Source organism: Kitasatospora sp. NPDC097643, from assembly GCF_040302625.1.
Taxonomy (GTDB): domain Bacteria; phylum Actinomycetota; class Actinomycetes; order Streptomycetales; family Streptomycetaceae; genus Kitasatospora.
In genome coordinates this window covers 88,279-102,460 of sequence record NZ_JBEOSA010000027.1, presented here as the reverse complement: position 1 = coordinate 102,460, position 14,182 = coordinate 88,279, and the positions used below count along the sequence as shown (strand labels likewise).

The window sequence follows — 14,182 nt, the reverse complement described above, 5'->3', positions numbered from 1 at the left end:
ACCAGCCCGGTGCTGCGCGCGGTGGCCGCCGCCGGGGTGAGCGTGGTCGTGATCGCCGTCGCCGCCGCGCTGACGCTCGTCCCCGCGCTGCTCGGCTTCGCGGGCTCCCGGATCAAGACGCCGACCGCGCCGGTACCCGACGAGGGCTTCTTCAGCCGCACCGTGCGTCGAGTACGCAAGCGGGCCGTCCCGGTCGCGCTGGTCTGCACCGCGCTGCTGGTGGCCGCCGGCGCCCCCTTCCTGCACGCCGACATGCGCAACTCCGGCGCCGCCGTGCTGCCCGCCTCCTCGGCCGGGCGGCAGGTCGCCGAGACGATCGACCACCGCTTCCCGCAGGCCTCCGCCGCGCCGATCACCGTCGTGGTCGAGGGCGGGGCGCCGGTCGCCCAGGCGTACGCGGACGAGGTCGTCGCCAAGCTGCCCGGGGTGAGCGGGGTGCGGGCGGTGACCCCGGTCACCGACTCGGTCTCCACCATCGACGTGCTCGTCCACGGTGACCCGCAGGGCGGGCCGGCGAAGAAGGTGGTCGAGGAGCTGCGGGCCGACCGCGGGGGCCTCAAGACCTACGTCACCGGCGGCGCGGCCTCGGTGGTGGACTTCAAGAACGAGCTGATGTCGCGCGGGCCCTGGGCGCTCGGCCTGGTGGCGGCGGGCACGCTCGTGCTGCTCTTCCTGATGACCGGCTCGGTGGTGATGCCGGTCAAGGCGCTGCTGATGAACCTGCTCTCGCTGGGCGCCTCGCTCGGCGCGCTCACCCTGGTGTTCCAGGACGGCTGGTTCAGCGGGATGCTCGGGTTCAGCCCGACGGGCGGGCTGGAGACCTTCATCCCGGTGCTGGTGTTCGCCTTCGCCTTCGGGTTGTCGATGGACTACGAGGTGTTCCTGCTCGCCCGGATCAAGGAACTGCACTCGCGCGGGTACAGCTGTACCGAGGCGGTGGAGCTGGGCGTGCAACGCAGCGGTCGGATCATCACCTCGGCGGCGCTGCTGATGGTGATCGTCTTCGCCGGCTTCGCCCTTGGGGACATGCTCATGGTCAAGCAGATGGGCATCGCGCTGGCCGTCGCCGTCGCGGTCGACGCCACCCTGGTGCGCTGTCTGCTGGTGCCGGCCGCGATGACCCTGTTCGGCGAGTTCAACTGGTGGGCCCCCGCGCCGCTGCGGCGCCTGCACCGGCGCTTCGGGCTGAGCGAGCACGTCGAGCTGCCGGCCATCGAGCCGGCGGTGATCCCGGCGCCCCGGCCGGAGGCCAAGGAACTGGTGGGGTCGGGGGCGTAGGGCGGGTCCGCTCGGCCGGGAGTTGCCGGGGTTCAGCGCAGGCGGGCCAGCAGGGCGACGGCGGTGCGCAGCTGGGACTGCTCCTCGGGGGTGAGGCGGGCCTCGATGGCGGCGGCGATCCGGGCCTCGCGGCGGGCGCGCTGCTCCAGGAGCGCGGCCTGGCCGGCCTCGGTGGCGGTGACCAACTGCTTGCGGCCGTCGGTGGGGTGGCGTTGCAGGGTGACCAGCCCGGCCTCGGTCATCAGCGCGATGGTGCGGGCCATCGACTGGTGGCGGACGCGCTGGAGCTCGGCCAGTTCGGCGATGGTGCAGACGCGTTCGTCGCGGACCAGCAGACCGAGTACGGCGGCCTGGTTCTGTGGCAGCTCGTCGGTGGAGCGTAGCGCGCGGGCCAGGCCGCCGAGGGCGGCGCGCAGGTCGGCGGCGAGTTCCAGGGTGTCCGGGTGCGGTGCGCTGCTGGGCATGGGGGAAGTCTATCCGAAATTCCTACAGCAAGACTGTGCAGCCTTGCTGTATTGTTTGGTGGTATGAGGATCACCAAGTACGGACATGCCTGCGTACGTCTGGAGCACGACGGCACCACCGTGGTCGTCGACCCCGGGATGTTCACCGACCCCGCGGTCTTCGCCGGGGCCGACGCCGTCCTGATCACCCACGAGCACATGGACCACTTCGAGGAGGCCGGGCTGCGGGCCGCGCTGGAGGCCGACCCGGCGCTGCGGGTGTGGACCAACACGGCGGTGGCGGCGCAACTGGAGGGAGTCGGGGGGCGGGTCGCGGTGGTCGGCGAGGGAGACGCCTTCGAGCTCGGCGGGATGGAGGTGTCGGTGCACGGCGAGTGGCACGCGGTGATCCACCCGGACATCCCGCTGGTCAGGAACATCGGCTTCCTCTTCGACGGTCGACTCTTCCACCCCGGCGACGCCCTGACCGTGCCGCCGCACGCGGTGGACACCCTGCTGCTGCCGATCGCCGCGCCGTGGAGCAAGGTGTCCGAGCTGGTCGACTACGTCCGGGAGGCCGGCCCGCGCCAGGCGGTGCCGGTCCACGACGCGGTGCTCAGCCCGGCCGGCTTCGCCGTGCACACCCACCTGGTCGGGCCGGGCGGCCCGGGGACGGGGGCGGAGGTGAGGGTGCTGCGAGAAGGGGAGAGCCTGGAGCTGGGCTGACCTCGGGGCCGGGCTGACCGGGGCCACCGCGCCGGCCACGGGGCCGGGCTGACCGGGGCCGCCAGGTTGGGCCCGGGGCCGGGCTGACCTCGGAGCCCGGCTGACCGGGGCCGCCGGGCGCCGGTAGCCTGGCCGCATGCTGAAGATCGGACTGACGGGCGGGATCGGCGCGGGCAAGAGCGAGGTGTCCCGGCTGTTCGCCGCGCACGGCGCGGTGATCGTGGACTCCGACGTGATCGCCCGCGAGGTGGTCGCGCCCGGGACGGACGGACTGGCGGCCGTGGTGGCCGAGTTCGGGCCCGGCGTGCTGCGCGAGGACGGGGCGCTGGACCGTCCGGCGCTCGGCGCGATCGTCTTCGCCGACCCGGAGCGGCTGACGGCGCTGAACGCGATCGTCCACCCGCTGGTGCGGGCCCGCTCCGCCGAACTGGAGGCCGCCGCCGCGCCGGACGCCGTCGTGGTCCACGACGTGCCGCTGCTCACGGAGAACGGGCTGGCCCCGCTCTACGACCTGGTCGTGGTGGTGGACGCGGCCGACGAGGTGCGGATCGACCGGCTGGTGCGGCTGCGCGGGATGGCCGAGCAGGAGGCCCGGGCCCGGATGGCCGCGCAGGCCGCGCGGGCGGACCGGCTGGCGATCGCCGACCTGGTGATCGACAACAGCGGCCCGCTGGAGGCGCTGGCGCCGCGGGTCGCCGAGGTGTGGGACGAGCTCAAGTCCCGGAGCACGTCGGCCTGATCAGTTCGCGGCGGACGAGGGCGCGGTGGCGGCCAGTGGCAGGCGGGCCCGGACGGCGAAGCCGCCGTCGGGGGTGGGGCCCGCGTGCAGGGTGCCGCCCAGGTCGTCGGCGCGGGTGCGCATGCCGTCCAGGCCGTGGCCGCCGGAGGGCAGGTCGGGCGCCCCGCCGGTGCCGTCGGGGGAGTTGACGACCGCCAGGCGCAGCCCGTCCGGCCGGACCTCGACGGTGACGGCCACCTCGGCGGCCGGGGCGTGCTTGTGCGCGTTGGTCAGTGCCTCCTGGACGATCCGGTAGGCCGCGTACTGCACGGCGGGGCCGGGGGCGGGCGGGCCCTCGGCCGGGCCGGTGAGGGTGAGGCCGACGGCGAGGCCGGCCTGCCGGGACTCCTCGACCAGGGCGGCCAGGCCGCGCAGCGAGGGGCCCTGGTCGGAGGCCGGGGTGAGCACGCCGAGCAGGCCGCGCAGCTCGGTGAGGGCCTGCTGCCCTAGGGTGCGGATCAGGCCGAGGGTCGCCCGGACGGCCACCGGGTCGTCGGCGGTGGCGAGTTGGGCGCCGCCGGCGTGCAGGGTGATCAGCGAGACCCGGTTGGAGACGATGTCGTGCATCTCCCGGGCGAGGCGGGCGCGTTCGGCGGCGACGGCGCGTTCCTCGGCGTGCCGCCGGGCCTCCTCCAGCAGCCGGTTGCGTTCGGCGAGCGCGGAGACGGCGCGGGCCCGCTGGTGGGCGGCCAGGCCGAGGGCGAGCGGGACGGCCCCGAACACGGCCGGGTCCTCGATCAGGTTGGCGAGGGCGGAGTAGGTGGTGAGGTCGCCCTCGTCGAACGGGAGCAGCAGCCGGGCCTCGGCGAGGAGGGCGAGCACGCCCAGGGCGAGGGTGGCGCCGCGCCGCGCGGCCAGCGCGTAGAGGGCGATGGCGAGCGGGAGTTGGCCGCTCAGCAGGGTGACCGCGGTGACCGCCTCCGGGTACCGCCGGCGGACGGCGAGGGCGAGGGCGCCGGCCGTCATCAGCCCCGCGTTGACGGGGGCCGAGGTGGTCGGTCCGAGGTCGGGGTCGTTCGCGGCGAGCGGGACGAGCACCAGGAGCACCAGGGCGGTCGGCGCGAGGTCGACCAGCGGGCGGGGCAGCCGGGCCGGCAGGGGTGGTAGCGCCGGCAACCCCGGCAGCCCGGGCAGCCCGCCGGCGGGGTCGGCCGCCCCGGGCCGGTCGGAGTGCCGGGACCTGGACCGCTGCTGGCGGGTGGGCTGGCGCATGGGGGCATGCTTCCACAGCCCGGCCGCTCCGGGACGATCACCCGGCTCTCCCGGGATGATCATCGGATCACAGTGGCCGGGAAGGGTCTGGAAAGGAGGCCGGTCAGGGCGGGAGCATGGCCGGATGGATGATCGTTTCGCTGCTCCGCCCGCCCCGGTGGTCGAACGGCTGCCGCAGTACACCCGTGCCGACCAGGAGGAGATCCTCGGCCCCGGCGACGACCCGTACGGCGTCGCCTACGCCGGGCTGACCTGGCTGACCAAGGAGATCCACTTCGGCATCCGGGCCACCGACGGCCGACTCCTCGCGCACACCGGTCTGTTGCCCGCCCCGCTCACCGTCGGCGGCACCGACTTCCAGGCGATCGGCGTCGGCGGCGTCTGCGTCGCCCTCGACCGGCGCGGCGGCGGCCTCGCCCGCGCGGTGGTCGGGACCGCCCTCGACCACGCGCGCTCGCTCGGCCACCGCCATGCGCTGCTGTTCTGCCGCCCGCCGTTGGTCCCGTTCTACCGGGGGCTCGGGTTCCGTGAGGTGGAGCCGGAGGTGACGGTCGAACAGCCGGAGGGGCGGCTGGCGACGATGCCGATGCGCACCATGTGGGCGCCGCTGGTGCCCGGCGCCGAGTGGCCGGAGGGGCCGGTGCGGCTGCGGTCGTTGCCGATGTAGCCGCTCTCAGACGGTGACGGCGTTCGCGTGGTCGACGGTGGTGACGGTGTTCGGGTGGCCCACGGTGGTGACGGCGTTCGCGTGGGCGGCCGCGGCGGCGGCCAGGGCGCGGATCGCCGGGTGCGGGCGGGTGCCGTCGCCGGACAGCTCCGGCTGGAACAGCGAGGCGAGGAAGAACGGGTGCTCGTGCTCCGCCAGCTCCAGGACCCGCGGCTGGCCGGAGTCGTCCGCGCCGCTGAACCGCAGCCCGTGGGCCTCCAGCCGGTCCAGGTAGTCGGCGTTCAGCCCGTACGCGCAGTGGTAGCGCTCCAGGGTGCGGGTGGTGCCGAAGACGCGCTCGGCGAGGCTGCCCGGGGCGATCTCCACCGCGCCCTCGTGCCCGACCAGCGAGCAGGCCATCGGCACGATCACCAGCTCGTCGCGGTCCGGGTCCTGCTCGCCGTGGGCGGCCCCGGCCAGGCCGCAGACGTCGCGGGCGTACTCCAGCACGGCGTGCTGGAACCCGGCGCAGGTGCCGAGGAAGGGGATCAGGCGCTCGCGGGCGGTCCGGACGGCGGCCAGCGCGCCCGCCTCGCTGCGGTACGGGCTGCCCGGCAGCAGCCAGATCGCGTCGAAGCCGTCCAGCGCGCCGGGCAACTCGGCGTCCTCGCTGGGGATCCAGTACGCGTCCAGGACGAGCTGGTCGCGCTCGGCGAGCGCGTCGAGCAGACCGGGGATGCGGGCGTGCGAGCGGACGGCGGGGGAGCGGTCGCCGACCAGGGCGATCCGGGGGGTCAGGTAGGTCATGCGGCTATCCTGACCCGGGACCCGAGATCAGCGCCAACGATGATTTCTTACTCGTCGATCAGATGGCGTGATGTCGTTTCCGGCCGTGATGTCGTGATGTCGAGAGGGAGTACCGGACCGCCGTGGACCCGCAGCAGCTGCGCACCTTTGTGACCGTCGCCCGCCTCGCCTCCTTCTCCGAGGCCGCCCGGGAGCTCGGCTACACCCAGTCGGCCGTCTCCCAGCAGATCGCCGCCCTGGAGACCGACCTCGGCGCCGCGCTGCTCCACCGCCGCCCGGTCGGCCCGACCGAGGCGGGCGCGCGGCTGCTGGAACACGCCGCCCCGCTGCTGCTCCGCCTGGACGCGGCGCGCGCCGACGTCGCGCGCCTGGCCGGCACCCCGAGTGCCCGCCTGCTCCTCGGGGCCACCCCGCTGGCGGTCGGGGCGGCGCTGGGGCGTGCGCTGGGCGAGGTACGCCGGTCGTACCCGGGGGTCGAGCTGGTCGTCCGGGTCCTCGCCCAGGACGCGCTGCCCGCGCTGGTCGCCACCGGTGAGGTCGACCTCGCGCTGATCGACGGCCTCGCCGCCCCCAGCGATCCGCTGCCGCTGCCCGAGGTCGGCCCGCTCAGCACCGTCGCCGTCGACGAGCAGCCCGTCGCGGTCGCCCTCCCGGCCGGGCACCCGCTGGCGGGGCGGACGGGCATCGCGCTCGCCGACCTCTCCGCCGCGCGCTGGCTCGACGCACCCGACCTCGCCCCCACCACGGCCCGGCTGCGCGCCACAGCCGGCGTCGAGGGCTTCCGCCCCGCCACCCGCTACCGGGGGACCGACGTCCACGGCCTGCTCGCCCTGGTCGCCACCGGGCACGGGCTCACCGTGCTCCCGGCGTCCGTGCTCGCCGGGGCGCCCGGGGTCGTGGCCGTCCCGGTCGGGGCGCCGCGGCTGGTGCACCGCACCGAACTCGTCCACGGCAGCCTGCCGGAGGGGCCGGCGGCGCTGCTGGCCTCGCTGCTGGACGGTGGGTCGGCGGCGGCCGGGTGAGCTGCCCCGGTGTGGTCACCGGGCGTTCACGTCAGGGGTCTGACGGCGGTCGTGCGGGCGGTGCTGTCATGGGCGCATTCGCCCGGCGAACGGCCGGGCAGGCCCCAGGAGTTCGCCCACATGATGATCCGTCAGCGCCTCACCGTCGTTGCGGTGGCCGCCACCCTCGCCACCGCCGGGCTCGCCGCCGGCACCGCGCAGGCCGCCCCCGCGAAGGCCGGCAGCACCAAGAGCACCGCCAGCAAGAGCCGTACGCTCGCGGCGAGTTGTTCACAGGGCTACCTGCCGCTGCCCGACCCGTCCTGCACGCCGGGTGCGTACAACCCGGACGTCACCCAGGCCACCATCGGCCAGACGATCTGCGTCTCCGGCTGGACGTCCACTGTCCGCCCGCCGACCAGCTACACCAACCCGTTGAAGGCGCAGCAGATAGCGCAGTACGGGTACGCGGACACCAACCTGTCGGACTACGAGGAGGACCACCTCGTCCCGCTGGAGCTCGGCGGCGCGCCGCGCGACCCGCGCAACCTGTGGCCCGAGCCGCGCTACGGCAGCCAGACCGCGATGAGCAAGGACTCGGTCGAGAACAAGCTGAAGACGGCGGTGTGCGGCGGAAGAGTCACCCTGGCCGCCGCGCGCAGCGCCATCGCCTCCGACTGGACGACCGCGCTGAGCCGGCTCGGCCTCTGAGGCGGCTGACGTCAATGGTGGGTCGATCCGTCCGGTCCCCTGTGCCGGACGGATCGACCCGCCTGCCCCGGCGCCGGCCGGGGCGGTCTTGCGGAGCTGACGTCGGTCAGCTGTTCAGCTGCTGAGTTGGTCAGCAGGTCAGCAGGTCAGCGGGTCAGCAGGTCGGCAGGGCCTCGCAGAGCGGTGCCGTCATGCCGGTGCCCACGTACCGGTCCTCGGGGGCCTTCCAGGCGTCCTTCGGCTGGGCGCCGGCCTTGGTCGCCACGTAGACGGACATTTCGCTGACCGTCCCACCCGCGTCGACCACGTACTCGTGCAGGGTGACGGTCGAGCCGTCGGGCTGCGGGATGGTCATGACGGCGGCGAAGTACGGTGCGTCGTCCGCGCTGTTGACCTTCACGGTGGCGCCGGGCGCGGTCTTGGCGCAGCCCTTCAGGGCGTCGAGCAGGCGCGAGTGCGAGAGGGTGGTCAGCTGCTTGGTGCCGCTGCTGGGGCCCGGGTCGCCGAAGTTCAGCAGGGTCTGCTGGGCCATCCAGTGATCGCCGCCGAAGCCGACCTGCGCCTTCGCGGCGGCCTTGCCGGTGAACAGCGTCTCGTCGTCCTTGGCGACGGTGGCGTGGCAGAGCTCCTGGCCCTTGAACGTGACCACGCCGGTGACCGGCTTGGCGTTGGCGGCCAGCGGCGCCCAGTGGTACGTCTCGTCCATCGGGATGCTGTGGGTGTCCATCCAGGCCGCGGCCGGGATGCCCTTGCCGCCACCGCCGGGAGCGGGCTTGCTCGCGCCCCCGGTCGGCGCGGCGGTGGTGGCCCCGCCGGTCGGTGCGCCCCCGGTGGGCGCCGCGGTGGTGGCGGTGGTGGGGGCGGCCGTCTTGCCGCCCGCCTGGTCCGCGCTGTTGTCGGGCCCGCAGGCGCTCAGCGCGCCGAGGCAGAGCAGGGCGGCCGCGGTGGTCGCGGTGGTGACGGTGACCTGTCGAGTGCTGCGCAACTGACGTGTCCTCAAGTGTCCGGTGTCGTGGTGCGGGTTCGGTTCGGGGCGCGTGGCGACCCCGGTTCCCGCGTGCGCGGCACCGGCCGTCCGTTCGCGCCGCCTGGTCGCCCCCTGGCTGCGGGCACTCGGCATGATTGTTCCTCCCCCGTTTACGTCCTGCCGGTCGGCCGCGGCCCGGTCCGCTGTTCGTTCGTTCCCGGTGGCGTTTCCGTGAACTGAAGGCAGGTCAGGGTCGGCTGTGTCGACGGCGGTCGAAATTTAGTGCCATCTGGCCGCTGGGAGCAAAACCGGAATCGCGGCGCCGACCCGGCGGGGACGGGCGGTTGCACGGGTCCGGTGGCGAAGCTGTGCGAACATGTGCGCGATCGTGAGGGGGCCTGTGACGGTCCGTGACCGGTCTGCCGTGGCGGTCGCGGGCCGGGCGGGGCGGCGGTTCGGCGGCGATCCTTCCCAGTCCCCGCTGCTCAGCATGGATTTGGGGCGCTGTGGGGGCGCGGTCCCGGAGGCTGTGGCGTGGTGACGGGAGGGGCAGGTGGGGCCGGTGATGCCAAGGCTTTGTGTGGAACGGGAGCGGGGCGGCGTGGCAGGCCCTAGGAGTGGGCTCCGGGGACGCCGAGTTGTTGGGCGAGCCAGGGCAGCGCCTTGGTGAAGGTGACGGCGCCGGTCTGCCAGCTGTGCTTGCCGGGCCCGATCACCGTGGTGGTGGTGACGCCCGCCTTCTTGGCGGCCGCGTCGAGGTTCTTGGCCGCGTCGATCTGGCCCTTCTCCTGGTCGCCCAGCCCGAAGTAGCCGGAGACGCCCTGGTACTTCCCGTGGTTGGCGGCGAGCACGTTCGCCGGTTCGTGGGCCGCCCAGGCGGCCTCGTCGCCGCCGTACAGCTCCTGCACGGTGTGGTCCTTGTTGCCGACGTACGGGCCCTTGTCGCCGGAGAAGTCGCCGAAGTGCATGAAGACGTCCGGATGCCCGATGACCAGGTCGAACGCACAGGTGCCGCCCATCGACCAGCCGGCCACGCCCCACTTGTGCGGGTCGGTGGAGGCGTTGAAGGTCTTCTGGACGAACGGCGGGATGTCCTTGACCAGGTGGGTCTCGGCGTTGCCGTGCTTGCCGTCCACGCACTCGGTGTCGACCTTGAAGCCGCCGGTCGCGTCGACGAAGACCAGGATCGGGGCGAAGCCGTTGTGCTCGGCGGCGTAGTCGTCGGCGGTCTTCAGGGCGTCACCGGCGCGCAGCCAGTTGTCCGGCACCGCGAACTCGCCGCCGATCATCTCCAGCACCGGCAGCTGCGGCCGGGTCTGGCTGCGGAACCACGCGGGCGGCAGGTAGACCAGCTCCTGCCGGTGGGCGAAGCCGCTGGGCGTCGCCGGGATGTCCACCTTGACGATGCGCCCGGTGGTGGTCTTGCCGTGCAGGGAGTCGAGTTCGGCGAGCGAGATCTGGGCCGGCAGCGGCTGGTCGGTCAGTCCGCCGATGGCGTCGTCGAGCGTCGGGTAGTAGCCGGTGTCGATGTTGACGCTGTTCGCCCCGCAGAACAGGGCGAGGACGGCCGTCGGCGCGACGAGGCTGCGCCGCCACCACTGCGCGCTGCGCCAGCCGAAGCCGAGCACGCACAGGGCCGCGATCGCGATGCCGCTCCAGAGCCAGACGTCGGTGGGGATCGGGTCGGTGATCCCGGAGAGGGTGAGCACCGCGACCGCGACGAAGGCGGTGATCAGCAGCCCCGTCCCGAGGGCGATCGGCCCCCACTTCACGCGCCAGGTCCGGTCCCGCCAGCCGATGGCGGTGACGAACAGGGCGAGGGCCGCCGCCTGGACCGTCCACGGGAACCAGCCGCCGAGCAGGGAGACATTCACCCGGCGGAGGGTAGGTGCGGTACATGAGAATTTTCTTAAGAAGTGCTATTGGATGGTGACCTGACTGATGGGCGGGGCGTGGCTCGGATCGCCCACTTACGGCTGCCGCTGGAAGAGGGCGGTGAGGAGGACGGGGATGCCGAAGAGCGGGGAGTCCGGCGGCTGAGGGGCCATCGGGCGGATCTCGACCTCGGTGAGGTCGGCGAAGAGCGCGCGCAGTTCGTCCGGGGTGTAGGCGAGGCCGCCCTCCAGGCCGCCGCGGCGGTACAGCTCCTCGTCGGGAAGCTCGGAGCCCATCGCACCGGCGGCGAAGCCGTTCACGACGAAGTGGCCGCCCGGGGCGAGGGCGCGGTCCAGGAGGGCGAGGTAGCTGATCCGGCGGTGCGGGGGGGAGGTGGTGCAGGCAGCCGGAGTCGTAGACCAGGTCGTACCGGGCGTGCGGGAGTTCGACGTCGAAGATGCTGGCCTGGTGGAAGCGGAGGGTTTCGGCGGTGATGCCGGCCTCGTCGGCGCGCTCCCGGGCCCAGGCGAGGGCGGTGGGGGAGAGGTCGACGGCGTCGACGTCGAAGCCGAGCGAGGCCAGGTGGATGGCGTTGCGGCCCGGCCCGCAGCCGAGGTCCAGGGCGCGGCCGGGGGCGGGGAGGAGGCCGCGGTCGAGGTAGGAGACCAGGTTCTCGTCCGGCTTGGGGACGAAGAACGGGCGGTCGGAGGAGCGGTCGGCGTAGAAGCCGTCCCACCAGGCGGAGGCGTCGGACGTCCAGCGGTCGGCGGCGGGCGGGAAGAGGCGGTCGAGGAGGTCGAGGACGTCTTCGGGGGTGCGGATGGTGCGGTTCATGGGGGTGAGGTTAGTGGGGATGAGGCGGTGTCAGGAGGGTTGGCGGGACGGGCTGGAGCGGGCCGTGCGTGTGCGGCCTTGGGGGTGGACGTCCGGGGGTATTGGGGGTGGGGGCGCGGGGCGGTGTGGGCGTGGGCGGGGGCCGGGAAGGGGCCTTTGTGGGCGGAGGGAGGGTGGGGTCGGGAACGGGCGGAAGTAACGGTTCCGCCACGTTCCCGGGGGGTGGTCAGCGTGTGGCGGTGATCAGCCAGAGGGCGGCGGTGAAGCGGACCTCGTCGCCGTGGACGAACGGGTCGAAGGCGGGGCGGACGGTCTCGACGACGCGGGCGCGGATCTCGTCGTCGTCGGCGGCGGCGAGGGCGAGGCCGACCGGGCCGAGGCGGGTGAAGTAGGGGACGAGGCCTGGTTCGGGGAGGGCGCAGGGGACGTCGACGGGCTGGAGGTCGACGTTCGTCCAGTCGGCGGAGGTCAGGATGCGGCGGACCTTGTCGGGGTCGGCGAAGGCGAACTGGCCGGGGGCGTCGGGGCGTCGGGGCGGGAGCTGGGGGAGGAGCGGGGCGGCGGCGCGTTCGGCGGTGGTCATGAAGGGGTTGTCGGCGGCGTCGCGCCAGACGAGGAGACGGAGGGCGGCGCCGGGGGTCGCGGCGCGGCGGAGGTTGGCGAAGGCGGCGACGGGGTCGTCGAAGAACATGACGCCGAAGCGGGAGACGATCGTGTCGTAGGTGGAGGGCGGGAAGGGGTGGGTCTGGGCGTCGGCGAGTAGGAAGTCGACGTGGCCGGCTTCCTGTGTGGGGGTGGGTGCCGGTTTGGTTTCGGTGAGGCGGGCGTTGGCGGCGTCGAGCATGGGGGCGGAGATGTCGACGCCCGTGCAGTGCGCGGTGGGGCCGAGGCGGCGGGCGGCGGCGACGGTGGTGCCGCCGGTGCCGCAGCCGACGTCGAGGAGGTGGGTGGTGCGGTCGGGGGTGAGGGTGGAGAGGAGGAGGTCCTCGACGGGGCGGAAGAGGTTTTCGAGGAGGGACTGGGAGTCGGCCCAGGCGCGGCCGGAGGCGCCGGTCCAGGGGGTGGTCATGGTGGGGCTCCTGGGTGGTTGTGCTGGTGTTCGCGGAGATGCCACCGTGCTACCTCAATGCGAGTTGAGGTCAAGGGAATGACGGCGCTGGACATCGGGGAAGTGGCGCGGCGGGCGGGGGTGTCCGTGTCGGCGCTGCGGTTCTATGAGGAGAAGGGGTTGATCGCCTCGGTCGGGCGGCGGGGGCTGCGCCGGCAGTTCGGGGAGGACGTGCTGGAGCGGTTGCAGCTCATCGCGGCGGGGCGGGCGGCCGGGTTCACGCTGGCCGAGATCGGGCGGATGTTCGGGGCGGACGGGCGGGTGAGCGTGGATCGGCAGATGCTGGAGGAGAAGGCGGCGGAGCTGGACGAGGTGATCGCTCAACTGGATGTGTTGAGAACGAAGTTGCGGCACGCGGCGGCGTGTCCGGCGCCGAGTCACCTGGAGTGTCCGACGTTTCGGCGGATGCTGAGGGCCGCATCGCGGGGCGGGGGAGTGAGCAGGAGTCCGTTCGGCGAGCCGTAGGCGAGGCGAATGCGGCGGCGGCCCTGCGCGCACACGCGCAGGGCCGCCGCTGAGAGAGCTTCGTCAGTTCGCTGCCGGGAAGTGGTTGGCCTGCACGCTGGAGATGAAGGCCTTCCAGCTTTCGGAGGAGAAGGTCAGCACCGGACCATTGGGGTCCTTGCTGTCGCGGACAAGAACAGCATGTGCCAGTTGCCCGCACTCGATGCAATCGCCGCCCTCGCCGCCACTGTAACTACTCTTTTGCCAATGGACTTCAGGTTCCATGCCCACACCCCTCTGTTTCCAACCTGCGGATCCAAGACTCGGACTCTTCTGGGGTCATCGCTGTCGCGGCCAACTGGTTGAAGACAGTCTCGTGGCGGGCGATGTCCGACTCTTTCTCTATGTACAGGCTGCTGGTCAACGCCTCGACGTAGACGATTTCGCCAGGCACGTCAGAGAACGACAGGATGCGGAACGCCATGCTCATCGCAGCGTGCGCGCCTGCTGAGAACGGGAGGATTTGCAGGGTGATGTTTGGTCGTTGAGCCAGCTCCGCCAGAAACTTGAGCTGCTGGGCCATCACCTCTGGCCCGCCAACTGGCCGCCGCAGGACCGATTCCGAGAGCACAACCCACACGGTCGGCGGCTCCGGCCGGTTGATGACCTCTTGGCGCTGCATGCGCAGCTTGGCGCGACGGTTGACGATTTCCTCGATGTCGCCGTCCTGGTTGGCCAGTGAGGCGCGGAAGACGGCGCGGGCGTAGTCGGGGGTCTGGAGGAGACCGGGGACCAGCTCGGTCTCGTAGGTACGGATCCGCGCCGAATCAGCTTCCAGGCCCACGTAGGTCTGGAACCAGTCGGGCAGGGTGTCCCCGAAGTCGTGCCACCAGCCGCGCTGCGTGCTGCGGCGGGTGAGCGAGATGAACTGATGCAACTCGGCGGCGTCTGTGACGCCATAGAGTTCGAGCATCGCGCGGACGTCCGATTCCTTGAGTGTCGTCTGACCGGACTCGATCCTCGACACCTTCGTTGCGCTGAACTGCAACGCGTCTGCGGCGGCCTTCGCCTGGAGCCCGGTCCGCTCGCGCAGTCGTCGCAGCTCAGAGCCGAGCCTACGCCGCAGCACAGTTGGACTGTCCACGCTTGGTGCTCCCTCTTGGTTGACGTCGAGTCACAGTCTGCCACCTCCGCGTGTGATCACAAGAGCCTTGCGATGCCGCGCAATTGCGCGTGATGGCGCTTGCGAGATCTGGCTATCGCGGAGCATGCTACAGCCAGTAGTCCTTCGGATCTCTTGAGTGATCACGACGGCCTCATTGCCGGGCATTCCCATGCCTTTTCCCGGTCGT

15 protein-coding genes and 1 pseudogene are annotated in these 14,182 nt (G+C 72.8%); 7 read left to right on the top strand and 9 right to left on the bottom strand.

Annotated elements, in window-relative coordinates; all coding sequences use genetic code 11:
* On the top strand, positions 1-1,278 hold a 1,278-nt coding region (locus ABTY15_RS19190; RefSeq protein ID WP_350591779.1), incomplete at its 5' end, for an MMPL family transporter.
* Between the two features lie 32 nt (positions 1,279-1,310).
* On the opposite strand, the gene ABTY15_RS19185 is transcribed toward ABTY15_RS19190, so the two are convergent.
* Positions 1,311-1,742: a MarR family winged helix-turn-helix transcriptional regulator gene (locus ABTY15_RS19185; protein WP_350591767.1), complete on the bottom strand. Its 432-nt coding sequence runs from the start codon at positions 1,740-1,742 to the stop codon at positions 1,311-1,313.
* Positions 1,743-1,805: 63 nt separating this feature from the next.
* On the opposite strand from ABTY15_RS19185, the gene ABTY15_RS19180 reads away from it, so the two are divergent.
* A complete protein-coding gene (locus ABTY15_RS19180; RefSeq protein ID WP_350591753.1) occupies positions 1,806-2,447 on the top strand; it encodes an MBL fold metallo-hydrolase in 642 nt (213 codons plus the stop codon).
* A gap of 136 nt (positions 2,448-2,583) precedes the next feature.
* Positions 2,584-3,186: a dephospho-CoA kinase gene (coaE, locus tag ABTY15_RS19175; RefSeq protein ID WP_350591744.1), complete on the top strand. Its 603-nt coding sequence runs from the start codon at positions 2,584-2,586 to the stop codon at positions 3,184-3,186.
* Here coaE and ABTY15_RS19170 read toward each other — a convergent pair whose 3' ends face one another.
* Positions 3,187-4,437 carry a sensor histidine kinase gene (locus ABTY15_RS19170; protein WP_350591731.1) on the bottom strand — a complete coding sequence of 417 codons (1,251 nt, stop codon included), beginning with the start codon at positions 4,435-4,437 and terminating at the stop codon, positions 3,187-3,189.
* 124 nt (positions 4,438-4,561) lie between these two features.
* On the opposite strand from ABTY15_RS19170, the gene ABTY15_RS19165 reads away from it, so the two are divergent.
* Entirely contained in the window at positions 4,562-5,104 is a 543-nt protein-coding gene (locus ABTY15_RS19165) for a GNAT family N-acetyltransferase (protein WP_350591719.1), read from the top strand.
* A gap of 6 nt (positions 5,105-5,110) precedes the next feature.
* Here the strand turns inward: ABTY15_RS19165 and ABTY15_RS19160 are convergent, their stop codons facing one another.
* Entirely contained in the window at positions 5,111-5,890 is a 780-nt protein-coding gene (locus ABTY15_RS19160; RefSeq protein ID WP_350591710.1) for a CTP synthase C-terminal region-related (seleno)protein, read from the bottom strand.
* Between the two features lie 122 nt (positions 5,891-6,012).
* Here ABTY15_RS19160 and ABTY15_RS19155 point away from each other — a divergent pair, with 122 nt between their 5' ends.
* Both ABTY15_RS19155 and ABTY15_RS19150 read left to right on the top strand, forming a co-directional pair.
* Positions 6,013-6,912 (top strand): LysR family transcriptional regulator, encoded by a 900-nt coding sequence (locus ABTY15_RS19155; RefSeq protein ID WP_350591702.1) that lies wholly within the window; start codon positions 6,013-6,015, stop codon positions 6,910-6,912.
* 120 nt (positions 6,913-7,032) lie between these two features.
* Positions 7,033-7,602 carry a hypothetical protein gene (locus ABTY15_RS19150; RefSeq protein ID WP_350591691.1) on the top strand — a complete coding sequence of 190 codons (570 nt, stop codon included), beginning with the start codon at positions 7,033-7,035 and terminating at the stop codon, positions 7,600-7,602.
* A gap of 154 nt (positions 7,603-7,756) precedes the next feature.
* Here ABTY15_RS19150 and ABTY15_RS19145 read toward each other — a convergent pair whose 3' ends face one another.
* The 4 genes and pseudogenes from ABTY15_RS19145 to ABTY15_RS19130 all read right to left on the bottom strand — a co-directional run bounded on the left by ABTY15_RS19145 (position 7,757) and on the right by ABTY15_RS19130 (position 12,347).
* Positions 7,757-8,587, bottom strand: a complete 831-nt coding sequence (locus ABTY15_RS19145; RefSeq protein WP_350591682.1) for a hypothetical protein — start codon at positions 8,585-8,587, stop codon at positions 7,757-7,759.
* A gap of 593 nt (positions 8,588-9,180) precedes the next feature.
* On the bottom strand, positions 9,181-10,443 hold the full coding sequence (locus tag ABTY15_RS19140; RefSeq protein WP_350591670.1) for an alpha/beta hydrolase: 1,263 nt from the start codon (positions 10,441-10,443) through the stop codon (positions 9,181-9,183).
* Positions 10,444-10,539: 96 nt separating this feature from the next.
* Positions 10,540-11,278: pseudogene (locus ABTY15_RS19135) on the bottom strand (class I SAM-dependent methyltransferase).
* 226 nt (positions 11,279-11,504) lie between these two features.
* On the bottom strand, positions 11,505-12,347 hold the full coding sequence (locus tag ABTY15_RS19130; RefSeq protein ID WP_350591660.1) for a class I SAM-dependent methyltransferase: 843 nt from the start codon (positions 12,345-12,347) through the stop codon (positions 11,505-11,507).
* Positions 12,348-12,425: 78 nt separating this feature from the next.
* Here ABTY15_RS19130 and ABTY15_RS19125 point away from each other — a divergent pair, with 78 nt between their 5' ends.
* A complete protein-coding gene (locus tag ABTY15_RS19125) occupies positions 12,426-12,851 on the top strand; it encodes a helix-turn-helix domain-containing protein (RefSeq protein WP_350591649.1) in 426 nt (141 codons plus the stop codon).
* A 63-nt stretch (positions 12,852-12,914) separates the two neighbouring features.
* Here ABTY15_RS19125 and ABTY15_RS19120 read toward each other — a convergent pair whose 3' ends face one another.
* Both ABTY15_RS19120 and ABTY15_RS19115 read right to left on the bottom strand, forming a co-directional pair.
* On the bottom strand, positions 12,915-13,115 hold the full coding sequence (locus ABTY15_RS19120; protein WP_350591641.1) for a DUF397 domain-containing protein: 201 nt from the start codon (positions 13,113-13,115) through the stop codon (positions 12,915-12,917).
* On the bottom strand, positions 13,105-13,974 hold the full coding sequence (locus tag ABTY15_RS19115) for a helix-turn-helix domain-containing protein (protein WP_350591635.1): 870 nt from the start codon (positions 13,972-13,974) through the stop codon (positions 13,105-13,107). The genes ABTY15_RS19120 and ABTY15_RS19115 overlap by 11 nt, the downstream gene beginning before the upstream one ends.
* Positions 13,975-14,182: the final 208 nt, after the last annotated feature.

Excerpts from the sequence above, each read along its gene's own strand:
- coaE (WP_350591744.1), top strand. The coding sequence starts at position 2,584 with ATGCTGAAGATCGGACTGACGGGCGGGATCGGCGCGGGCAAGAGCGAG.
- ABTY15_RS19120 (WP_350591641.1), bottom strand. The coding sequence starts at position 13,115 with ATGGAACCTGAAGTCCATTGGCAAAAGAGTAGTTACAGTGGCGGCGAG.
- ABTY15_RS19170 (WP_350591731.1), bottom strand. The coding sequence starts at position 4,437 with ATGCGCCAGCCCACCCGCCAGCAGCGGTCCAGGTCCCGGCACTCCGAC.
- ABTY15_RS19160 (WP_350591710.1), bottom strand. The coding sequence starts at position 5,890 with ATGACCTACCTGACCCCCCGGATCGCCCTGGTCGGCGACCGCTCCCCC.
- ABTY15_RS19185 (WP_350591767.1), bottom strand. The coding sequence starts at position 1,742 with ATGCCCAGCAGCGCACCGCACCCGGACACCCTGGAACTCGCCGCCGAC.
- ABTY15_RS19125 (WP_350591649.1), top strand. The coding sequence starts at position 12,426 with ATGACGGCGCTGGACATCGGGGAAGTGGCGCGGCGGGCGGGGGTGTCC.
- ABTY15_RS19165 (WP_350591719.1), top strand. The coding sequence starts at position 4,562 with ATGGATGATCGTTTCGCTGCTCCGCCCGCCCCGGTGGTCGAACGGCTG.
- ABTY15_RS19150 (WP_350591691.1), top strand. The coding sequence starts at position 7,033 with ATGATGATCCGTCAGCGCCTCACCGTCGTTGCGGTGGCCGCCACCCTC.
- ABTY15_RS19180 (WP_350591753.1), top strand. The coding sequence starts at position 1,806 with ATGAGGATCACCAAGTACGGACATGCCTGCGTACGTCTGGAGCACGAC.
- ABTY15_RS19130 (WP_350591660.1), bottom strand. The coding sequence starts at position 12,347 with ATGACCACCCCCTGGACCGGCGCCTCCGGCCGCGCCTGGGCCGACTCC.